At 71.0% G+C, this 662-nt stretch carries 1 protein-coding gene; it reads left to right on the forward strand.

Going from position 1 to position 662, the window contains the following annotated elements; translation table 11 throughout:
* Nucleotides 1–662 (forward strand): preprotein translocase subunit SecD (locus CLG85_RS27150; RefSeq protein ID WP_375796961.1); only part of this gene is annotated, 662 nt, incomplete at both ends.

A 662-nucleotide genomic window follows, 5' to 3' on the forward strand; every position in this document is an offset into this window, starting at 1 on the left:
GGTGCCCGGCATCGACAGCGCCGAGACCCTCAAGAGCCTCATCGGCACCACCGCGCGGCTCTCGTTCAACCCCGTGCTCGGCACCGGCAAGGGCACCAGCCCCGATGCGCTGAACCTGCCCGCCGCCGACCAGCCCGACCTCACCTACAACCTCGACCCGCGCGCCGTGGTGACCGGCGAGGACCTGACCGACAGCCAGCCGAGCTTCGACCGTAACGGCCGCCCCGCGGTGACCTTCCGCTTCGACAGCTCCGGCGCCCGCGCCTTCGGCGACTTCACCGCCGCCCATATCGGCGAGCCCTTCGCCATCGTGCTCGACGGCAAGGTGCTGTCGGCGCCGGTCATCCAGAGCCACATCCCCGGCGGCTCGGGCATCATCACCGGCAACTTCAGCGTCGAGCAGACGACCGAGCTCTCGACCCTGCTGCGTGCCGGCGCCCTGCCCGCCGAGCTGCACTTCCTCGAAGAGCGGACCATCGGGCCGGAACTCGGACAGGACAGCATCACCGCCGGCGCCCGCGCCGCGGTCGTGGGTCTGGTCGCCGTCTGCGTTCTCATGGTGCTCAGCTACGGCGGGCTCGGCCTCGTCGCCACCTTCGCGCTCGGCATGAACATGGCGATGCTGATCGGCCTGCTGTCGGCCATCGGCGCCACGCTCACCC

The organism is Alloyangia mangrovi (assembly GCF_002300555.2).
In the GTDB taxonomy this organism is placed as follows: Bacteria; Pseudomonadota; Alphaproteobacteria; order Rhodobacterales; family Rhodobacteraceae; genus Salipiger; species Salipiger mangrovi.